This is a genomic window from Protofrankia sp. CiP1_Cm_nod2, assembly GCF_920664355.1.
Taxonomy (GTDB): Bacteria; Actinomycetota; Actinomycetes; order Frankiales; family Frankiaceae; genus Protofrankia.
Map to the genome: position 1 here is coordinate 1 of NZ_CAKKTL010000216.1, position 8,862 is coordinate 8,862.

Consider the following 8,862-nt stretch of genomic DNA (forward strand, 5'->3'; position numbering starts at 1 on the left):
GGTCACCCACGCCCGGGCCGGCGGCCGCCTCGGGCCTCGGGTCGGGGAGGCCGGCGAGCTGCCGGGACGCCTCGGCGAACGTGCACAGCGGCGCGCCCCGGGTCGGGGCCGGCCGCTCGCCGCGGCGCAGCGCCTCCACGATCTCGCTCGCGGACTGCGGGTCGACCTGGTCGAAGAACTCGTAGTTGACGGTCAGCACCGGCGCGTAGTCGCACGCGGCCAGGCACTCGGCGTGCTCGAGGGTGATCGTGCCGTCCGCGGTGGTCTGGTCGTGCCCGACCCCGAGCTCCCGCGAGAGGCGGGCGTAGACCTCCTCGCCGCCGAGCAGCGCGCAGGAGAGGTTGGTGCACACCGACACCAGCCAGTCGCCGACGGGCCGGCGCTTGTACATCGTGTAGAAGGTGGCGACCGCGCTGACCTCGGCATGGGTGATGCCGAGCGCGGAGGCGCAGAACTCCACCCCCTCGGCGGTGACGCAGCCGTCCTCGGCCTGCACGAGGTGCAGCAGGGGCAGCAGTGCCGACCGGGAGTGCCCGGCCGGGTACTGTGCGATGATGTCCGCTGCCGCGGCGCGGGTTTCTTCGGTGAGCGGCACTACCGGTCAACTCCCCCCAGGACTGGGTCGACGGAGGCCACGCCGACGATCACGTCCGCGACCTGCCCGCCTTCGGTCATCGCCGGGACCGCCTGCAGGTTGACGAAGCTTGGTTCCCGGACGTGGACGCGGTACGGCCTGGTGCCGCCGTCGCTGACCACGTGGTAGCCCAGCTCGCCGCGGGGCGACTCCACGGCCGTGTACACCTGCCCGGCCGGCACCCGGAAGCCCTCGGTGACCAGCTTGAAGTGATGGATCAGGGCCTCCATCGAGGTGCCCATGATCGTACGGATGTGGTCGAGGGAGTTGCCCATCCCGTCGCTGCCGATCGACAGCTGGGCCGGCCAGGCGATCTTCTTGTCCGCGACCATCACCGGGCCGGGCTTCAGCCGGTCCAGGCACTGCTCAACGATCTTCAATGACTCGCCCATCTCCGCCAGCCGCACCAGGTAGCGGGCGTAGGAGTCGCCGTCCAGCGAGGTGGGGACCTCGAACTCGTAGGTCTCGTAGCCGCAGTACGGGATGGTCTTGCGCAGGTCCCACTCCAGCCCGGCGGCACGCAGCACCGGGCCGGTCACGCCGAGCGCGATGCAGCTGGCCGCGTCGATGTAGTTGACATCGACCATGCGGCCCTTCCAGATCGGCTGCCCCGACAGCAGGGCGTGATACTCCTTGATCCGTTTGGGCATGTCGACGAGGAACGCCTGGATGTCGCGGATGACGTCGTCCGGAAGGTCCTGGGCCAGCCCGCCGGGACGGACGTAGGCGTGGTTCATCCGCAGCCCGGTGATCGCCTCCAGGAGATCGAGGATCTTCTCCCGCTCCCGGAAGCCGAAGATCATCCCGGTGGTGGCCCCGATCTCCATGGCGCCGGTGGCCAGCCACACCAGGTGCGAGGCGATCCGCTGCAGCTCCATCACCAGCACCCGGATGACCGTGGCCCGCTCGGGGACCTCGTCGGTGATGCCGAGCAGCTTCTCCACCGCCAGGCAGTAGGCCGTCTCGTTGAACAGCGGCGCGAGGTAGTCGGCGCGGGTGAGGAAGGTGACCGCCTGCGTCCAGGTGCGGAACTCGCAGCTCTTCTCGATCCCGGTGTGCAGGTAGCCGATGACGACCTGGGTCCGGGTGACCGTCTCGCCCTCGATCTCCAGGACGAGCCGCAGCACCCCGTGCGTGGACGGGTGCTGGGGGCCCATGTTGACGGTGAGGCGCTCGGAGTAGTCCTCGCCGCCGATCACCTGCTCCCAGTCACCGCCGGTGACAGTGTAGACCCGCTCCCCCGCCGACTCGGTGAAGCCGGCCTCGTAGGCGTCGCCGTATCCGGGAGCGTCGTCGTACTCAGGAGCGTTGTTCTGTCCGGGAGCGTCGACGGGCGGTCCGGCGGATGTGGTGGGGCCGGCCGCGGCGGTGAACGCGGCTGACGTGTCGAACGTGTGGGTCATAACGAACCTCGTAGACAAAGACGACACGGGGTGGAACGCCGCCGCGGGCCACCGGCCACGGCGCTCATGCCGGACAGCGCACTCGTACCGGCTGTACCGGACAGGCTGGTCATGAATAGCTCCGGCGGCTGTCCGGGGCCGGTACCTGGGCGCCCTTGTAGTCGACCGGCACGCCGCCGAGCGGGTAGTCCTTGCGCTGCGGGTGGCCGACCCAGTCGTCCGGCATCATGATCCGCTCCAGGCCGTCCCGGCCGGAGAAGACGATGCCGAACAGGTCGTAGGCCTCCCGCTCGTGCCAGTCCGCGGTCGGCCAGACATCCATGACGCTGGGGACGGCCGGGTCGTCGTCGGCCACCGAGACCTCCAGCCGGACGCGGCGGCGCCAGGTCATCGACGTCAGGTGGTAGACGGCGTGCAGCCGGCGTCCGGTCGGGTCCTCGGGATAGTCCGCGCCGGAGACGCTGGAGAGCAGCTCGAAGCGCAGCTGCGGGTCGTCCCGCAGGGTCTGGGCGACCGCGGGCAGATGGTCGCGCCGGACGTGCAGGGTCAGCTCCCCGCGGTCGACGACCACCCGTTCGAGCGCGTCGGTGAGCTGCGGGAAGGCACGCTCGAGGGCGTCGTAGACGGCGTCGGCGTCGGCGTCGGCGAACGGCCGAGAGCTCGAGGTGAGCGCCGGCGGGTTGCGGACCAGGCCGCCGAAGCCGGAGGTGTCACCGGAGCCGGCGGCGCCGAAGGCGTCCTGCCGGCGCGGCCCGCCCTTGCCCGACGCCGCGCCGGCCGCCGGTACGAGCTCGCTCATGACGCCGCCTCACCGGTGGAATCGTCGTCCCCGGCGCGCCGGCCGGCTGGCCCGGCTGGCCCGGCTGGCCCGGCTGATCCGGTCGGCCCACCGGCCGACGGCAGGCGCTTGGCCCGGCCGAAGACCGAGCCCGGGGGGACGGCGGCCGGCCGCCGGTCGTCGAGGGACGGCTCGACCACGCCGGCCCCGGCCGGCGCCGGGGCACCCGCCGGCAGGCGGAACCGCTTGCGGTCGTTGACCGACAGCGTGCTGGTGTCGACAGCGCCGGCCGGCAGGCCCGCGCGCGCCGTGGCCACCTCGATCGGCTTCGGGTAGGGCGACTCGCCCACCTTCGTGTAGGCGACCTTGCCGGTGACCGTGCCGGCCAGGATCTTCTCGTGCAGCTTCAGGATCGCGTCCATGAGCATCTCCGGCCGCGGCGGGCAGCCCGGCAGGTACATGTCCACCGGGACGATGTGGTCAACGCCCTGCACGATGGCGTAGTTGTTGAACATCCCGCCGCTGCTCGCGCAGACGCCCATGGACAGCACCCACTTGGGCTCGGGCATCTGGTCGTAGATCTGGCGCAGCACCGGGGCCATCTTCTGGCTCACCCGGCCCGCGACAATCATGAGATCGGCCTGCCGGGGGCTGGCCCGGAACACCTCCATCCCGAACCGGGCGAGGTCGTAGCGGCCGGCGCCGGTCGACATCATCTCGATCGCGCAGCAGGCCAGGCCGAACGTGGCCGGCCACAGGGAGGACCGCCGTGACCAGTTGGCCATCTTCTCGACGGTGGTGAGCAGCAGGCCGCCGGGCAGCTTCTCTTCTAGTCCCATTCCAGGCCTCCCCGCCGCCACACGTAGGCGTAGGCGACGAAAACGGTCGCGATGAACAGCACCATCTCGACGAGCCCGAAGGTCCCCAGTGCGCCGAACGCGACCGCCCACGGATAGAGGAAGATGATCTCGATGTCGAAGACGATGAACAGCATCGCCGTCAGGTAGAACTTCACCGGAAAACGATGTGGGCCAACCGGCTCGCGCGGCGGTTCGATTCCGCACTCGTACGCGTCGAGCTTGGCACGGTTGTACCTCTTCGGGCCGACCAGCGCGCCCGTGATCACAGATCCGATCGCGAACGCCGACGCGATCACTAAAAGCACGAGGATCGGCACGTAGTTCGACAGCATGCCGAGCTCCTCTCTACAGGTCCGATGCGGGACGTGGCGGTTTTCGGTTGGCGGTTCTCGGTTGGCAGTTCTCGGTTGGCGGTTCCCGGCTCGCTGTCCCGGTTCGCGGCCGCGGGCTCACCGCCGGCCGCCGGGACACGACCGGCCGCCGGGACACGGCTGGCGCGGCTGGCGCGGCGAGGACGGCCGGCTCATGGCGCCGACACCGATCACGGTCACCGGCTGTCCCGACTCCGGTGGCCGGGTGCCGCCAGGGAGCCTACGCGACGCCCGCCCCAGACGCGCGGACCGGTTTCCCGGCGGCGATCCGGCGGGCGGAAAAAGCATGATCGGGCTGCCGTTGGCCCCCGGGACGAGTGGGCGTCCATGCACACCCGCCGCATGTCTGACCACAAACCGATGCTGTCGAGGCGTCCGCCGGCTGGCTCACCGGGCGCGGGCCGTGCGCCGGAAGACCGGGGCCTGCGTTCCGCCGGTGCCGCCACCATCCACCGAAGACCGCTTCAGGTCGCGGGCGCGAGCCGGGACATAGCGTTGATCAGGCGGTCCAGCGCATCACCCCCTCGCGGGTCGGTGAGATTCGCCAGCAGCTTCAGGGTGAAGCGCATGAGCGTCGGTCGCGGCAGCCCGTAGCGGGTCAGTATCCGCATGACGGACGGGTTCCCGATCAGTTCGACGAACACCCGCCCGAGTGTGTAGTAGCCGCCGTAGCGTTGCCGGAGAACGTCCGGGTACGCCTGCAGCGCCCGTTCCCGGGCCGGCCCCCGCGAGCGGGCCAGCGCCTGGACGGCCACTTCGGCCGCGAGCCGTCCGGACTCCATCGCGTAGGCGATCCCCTCGCCGTTGAACGGGTTGACCGTCCCGCCGGCGTCCCCGACCAGCAGCAGGCCGTCGCGGTAGTGCGGCGCCCGGTTGAAGGCCATCGGCAGGGCGCCGCCGCGGACCGGCCCGACCGCGTTCTCCGCGGTGAAACCCCACTGCGGCGGCAGCGCGTCGAGCCACCGCCGTAGCAGGTCCCGGTAGTCCGTGTGCTGGAAGGCGCTGCTGGTGTTGAGCATGCCGAGCCCGACGTTGCTCGTCCCGTCGCCCACCCCGAAGATCCATCCGTAGCCGGGCAGCAGCCGGGACGCGCCCGGCCTGCCCTCCCACAGCTCCAGGTGGGACTCCAGGTAGTCGTCATGGGTGCGGGGGCTGCGGTAGTACTGGCGCACTGCCACCCCCAGCGGACGATCCTCCCGGCGGCGGATGTCCAGCGACAGCGCCATCCGCGCGCTGTTCCCGTCCGCGGCGATCACCAGTGGGGCGCGGAAGGCCAGCGGCTGCCCACCGCGCGACGCCCTGGCCTTCACCCCGACGACCCGTCCGGTGCGCTCGTCGCGGATCGGGCCGGTGACGGTGGTCTCCTCCCGTAGCTGGGCGCCGGCCTTCTCGGCGTGCCGGGCGAGCAGCTCGTCGAAGTCGAGACGGGGCCGGACCAGGCCGTAGTCCGGCCAGTTCGCCAGCTCCGGCCAGGGCAGCTCGAGCCGCAGCCCGCCGCCGATGACACGCAGGCCTCGGTTGCGGGCCCAGCCGGAGCCGGCCTGGGCCGTACCGGCTGCGCCGGCCGTACCGGCCGTGCCGGCCGTGCCAGTTGTGCCAGTTGTACCGGCTGCGCCGGTTGTACTGGCCGTGCCGGCCACGCCGACGGTGCTGGCGGCGCCGGCCGCGCCGGCCGCCGGGCCCGCGACGGCACCGGCGCCCGCTGCCGTGCCGGTGCCGGTATCAGGACCAGCGCCCATGTCGGCGTCGCTGCCGGTGTCGATGCCCATCTCGATGAGGCTGCGCACGGCACGGGGGGTCAGCCCGTCACCGCAGACCTTCTCCCGGGGGAAGCGGGTCTTTTCCAGCAGGATGACGGCGAGCCCGGTCCGGGCCAGGTGACAGGCGGCCGCCGACCCGCCGGGGCCGGCGCCGACGACTATGACATCGGCATGCTCGGCCTGGACCGCTGTCATGATCACACATCTCCGGATCGCCGGTCGTATTCCCGCGTGCTGCGCTGCCGCCGCTCGTGAAGGTTTTCACGAGCGCAACGGCGAGTCTAGGCCCTGCGCCCGTCGGCGGCACAGGCGCCGGGATCGCACCGGCCTCCGCGTCGCACCGTCCGGCTGGCACATACGGACGACATCAGCCAAACAGCGAACAAACAACGGACAACAGCAGTCAATATTCACTGAAAGTAGTCATGTGAAACACTCCTTTTATCGGACATAACGTATATTCGGCTCTGCGTGACAATCACGGCCGACGATCGGCACGACCGGCAAAGTCATGGCACGACGGCCATGGCACGACCGGCAAAGTCATGGCACGACGGTCATGGCACGACGGCCAGCATGGCCGACCGGCACCGGGCCGTACGCTCCCGCCCTCGCCGGGCGCACGGAGTCGGCAGGCCGTCACGCCCCACGCGCCCACACGTGCCCACACGTGCCCGCGAGCGGCCCGGCTGACAGGCCGCCACAGACCGGCCGGCCGGTCTGCCCGGATCACCCACCGAATGGTGGACGCCGCACCGGACGGCCGTGGATGTGCCGGAACGACAGTGATTGATCCCGCACGCTGGGGTACTACGGAGCATGGGCCGCGCCGTCCCTGATGCGATCCTCTCGTAGAGCCGTACCCACACCGGATGCACCGGACAGGAGCAGAGCACAGATGAGCCGCGAGACCGTGACGCTGTCCACCGCGGACGGGCCCATGCAGGCCGCCGTCGCCCACCCGGCCGGCAGGCCTCGAGGCGGGGTCGTCGTCGTCCAGGAGGCGTTCGGGCTCACCGACCACATCGTGGACGTGTGCGACCGGTTCGCCACCGCCGGCTGGCGCGCCATCGCGCCGGCCCTCTTCCACCGGGTGGGCTCGCCGGTCTTCCCCTACGGCGGGGACTTCACCGTGGTCCGGCAGGCCATGGGGACGCTCAACAGCCTCGACATCCTGGAGGACGTCGACGCAAGCATGGCCCTGCTCGCCGACGAGGGGACCGCCGTCGGCCGCATCGCGGTGGTCGGCTTCTGCATGGGCGGGTCGGTCGCCACCATCGCGGCCGTCCACCGCCCGCTCGGGGCCGCCGTGAGCTTCTACGGCGGCGGGCTCGCCGAGGGCAGGTTCGGCGAGGCACCCCTGATCGAGATCGCGCCCCGCCTGCAGGCCCCGTGGCTGGGCCTGTTCGGCGACCGTGACCAGGGCATCCCGGTGGAGCAGGTCGAGGCCTTCCGGTCGGCCGCGCGGGACGCCGCCGTGCCCACGCAGGTCGTCCGCTACCCGGACGCCGAGCACGGGTTCCACTGCGACGCCCGGCCCGCCGTGTACAACGCCGCCGCCGCCGAGGACGCCTGGGCCCGCACCCTGACCTGGCTGGACGCCCACATCCCAACCTGACCACCCGGCCCGCCCGTCCAACCCGGCCACCTGGTCCAGCCACCCGAACCGACCGCCTGATCCGACCACCTGATCCGACCGCCTGATCCGACCACCTGATCCGACCGCCGGCTCCGGCCAGCCGCCCGGCCCGTCCGATCAGCCGGTCCGCCCGGCCTCTCGGCCCCGGTCGCGCCGGGGCCGCCGCCGGCCAGCCCGGTCAACGGGCCGGCCGGCCCGGCCAACGGGGCGGTCAGGCCGGGCGCCAGGCCCGGTGCAGGGCCACGATGCCGCCGGTGAGGTTACGCCAGCCCACCCTGGTCCAGCCCGCGCCGGCGATGCGGTCGGCCAGGGCCGCCTGGTCCGGCCAGGCCCGGATCGACTCGGCCAGGTAGACGTACGCGTCCGGGCTGCTGCTGACCAGCCGGGCGAGGCCGGGCAGCGCCCGCATCAGGTACTCCGTGTAGACCGTGCGCCACGGCGCCCAGGTCGGGCGGCTGAACTCGCAGACCACCAGGCGCCCGCCCGGACGGGTCACCCGCGCCAGCTCCGCCAGGCACGCCTCGACGTCGACCACGTTGCGCAGGCCGAACGAGACCGTCACCCGGTCGAAGGACGCCGCCGCGAACGGCAGCGCGAGCCCGTCCCCGGCGACCAGCGCCAGCGCCCCACCGCCGGGAACCGGCTCCGTGCCACCGCCGGGAACCGGCGTCACTGTGCCGCCGCTGGCCGCGGGCGGACGCTGGCCCAGGCGTTGCTGCCCGACCCGGAGCATGCCCAGCGAGAAGTCGCAGGCCACGACCGAGACGCCCCGGGCGGCGAACGCCCGTGACGAGGTGCCGGTGCCGGCGGCCAGATCCAGTACCCGCAGCCCCGGGCGCAGGTCCAGGGCGTCCGCGGTGGCGCCGCGCCAGGTGCGGTCCAGACCGGCCGAGAGCACCGCGTTGGTCAGGTCGTAGCGCCGGGCGACACCGTCGAACATGGCCGCGACCTCGTCCGGCCGCTTCTGAGGCCCGGCCACCCGTGCCGGGGCTCCACCCGCGGGGCCCGCGGGGCTCCTCGTACCTCGCATGCTTCTTCCCAGGCTCCCCGTAATTCTTTCCGGGACTTTCAGGCTCCCCGGGCTTCTCGGACCACCCGGGCCGCGCAGGGCCCGCGGTCCTAGCGAGCTCAGCGGATGTCGCCGGCCCGCCGGTCCTGCCGCATTTTCCAGATCCTCCCGACCGGCTGGGCTTTCAGGAAATTTTCGGCCTTCTGTTGTTTCCGAGCCCTCTCGGCTCTCCTGACTCCTCAGATCTTCCCGACCCCCTGGATTTTCCAGGTCTTCCAGGTCTTCTGGGCCTGCCGGGCCTGCCGGGCCTGCCGGGCCTGCCGGGCCTGCCGGGCCTGCCGGGCCTGCCGGGCCTGCCGGGCCTGCCGGGCCTGCCGGGCCTGCCGGGCCTGCCGGGCCTGCCGGGCC

At 72.1% G+C, this 8,862-nt stretch carries 8 protein-coding genes; 1 reads left to right on the top strand and 7 read right to left on the bottom strand.

Annotation, left to right across the window (positions count from 1 at the left end; all coding sequences use genetic code 11):
* The 6 genes from nuoE to NBW84_RS19450 all read right to left on the bottom strand — a co-directional run.
* Nucleotides 1–595, bottom strand: a 595-nt coding sequence (gene nuoE, locus NBW84_RS19425; protein ID WP_250286186.1) for an NADH-quinone oxidoreductase subunit NuoE, incomplete at its 3' end; no start/stop codon positions are given.
* On the bottom strand, nucleotides 595–2,037 hold the full coding sequence (locus NBW84_RS19430; protein WP_250286187.1) for an NADH-quinone oxidoreductase subunit D: 1,443 nt from the start codon (nucleotides 2,035–2,037) through the stop codon (nucleotides 595–597). The genes NBW84_RS19430 and nuoE, both read right to left, overlap by 1 nt.
* 109 nt (nucleotides 2,038–2,146) lie before the next feature.
* Entirely contained in the window at nucleotides 2,147–2,836 is a 690-nt protein-coding gene (locus NBW84_RS19435; RefSeq protein WP_250286189.1) for an NADH-quinone oxidoreductase subunit C, read from the bottom strand.
* A complete protein-coding gene (locus tag NBW84_RS24540) occupies nucleotides 2,833–3,654 on the bottom strand; it encodes a NuoB/complex I 20 kDa subunit family protein (RefSeq protein ID WP_445548545.1) in 822 nt (273 codons plus the stop codon). The genes NBW84_RS19435 and NBW84_RS24540 overlap by 4 nt, the downstream gene beginning before the upstream one ends.
* Nucleotides 3,645–4,004, bottom strand: a complete 360-nt coding sequence (locus tag NBW84_RS19445; RefSeq protein ID WP_043607163.1) for an NADH-quinone oxidoreductase subunit A — start codon at nucleotides 4,002–4,004, stop codon at nucleotides 3,645–3,647. The genes NBW84_RS24540 and NBW84_RS19445 overlap by 10 nt, the downstream gene beginning before the upstream one ends.
* Before the next feature lie 506 nt (nucleotides 4,005–4,510).
* Nucleotides 4,511–6,001: a geranylgeranyl reductase family protein gene (locus NBW84_RS19450; protein ID WP_250286191.1), complete on the bottom strand. Its 1,491-nt coding sequence runs from the start codon at nucleotides 5,999–6,001 to the stop codon at nucleotides 4,511–4,513.
* Between the two features lie 703 nt (nucleotides 6,002–6,704).
* On the opposite strand from NBW84_RS19450, the gene NBW84_RS19455 reads away from it, so the two are divergent.
* Nucleotides 6,705–7,424 carry a dienelactone hydrolase family protein gene (locus NBW84_RS19455; RefSeq protein ID WP_250286193.1) on the top strand — a complete coding sequence of 240 codons (720 nt, stop codon included), beginning with the start codon at nucleotides 6,705–6,707 and terminating at the stop codon, nucleotides 7,422–7,424.
* Between the two features lie 232 nt (nucleotides 7,425–7,656).
* Here the strand turns inward: NBW84_RS19455 and NBW84_RS19460 are convergent, their stop codons facing one another.
* On the bottom strand, nucleotides 7,657–8,475 hold the full coding sequence (locus NBW84_RS19460) for a demethylmenaquinone methyltransferase (RefSeq protein ID WP_445548776.1): 819 nt from the start codon (nucleotides 8,473–8,475) through the stop codon (nucleotides 7,657–7,659).
* Nucleotides 8,476–8,862 lie beyond the last annotated feature (387 nt).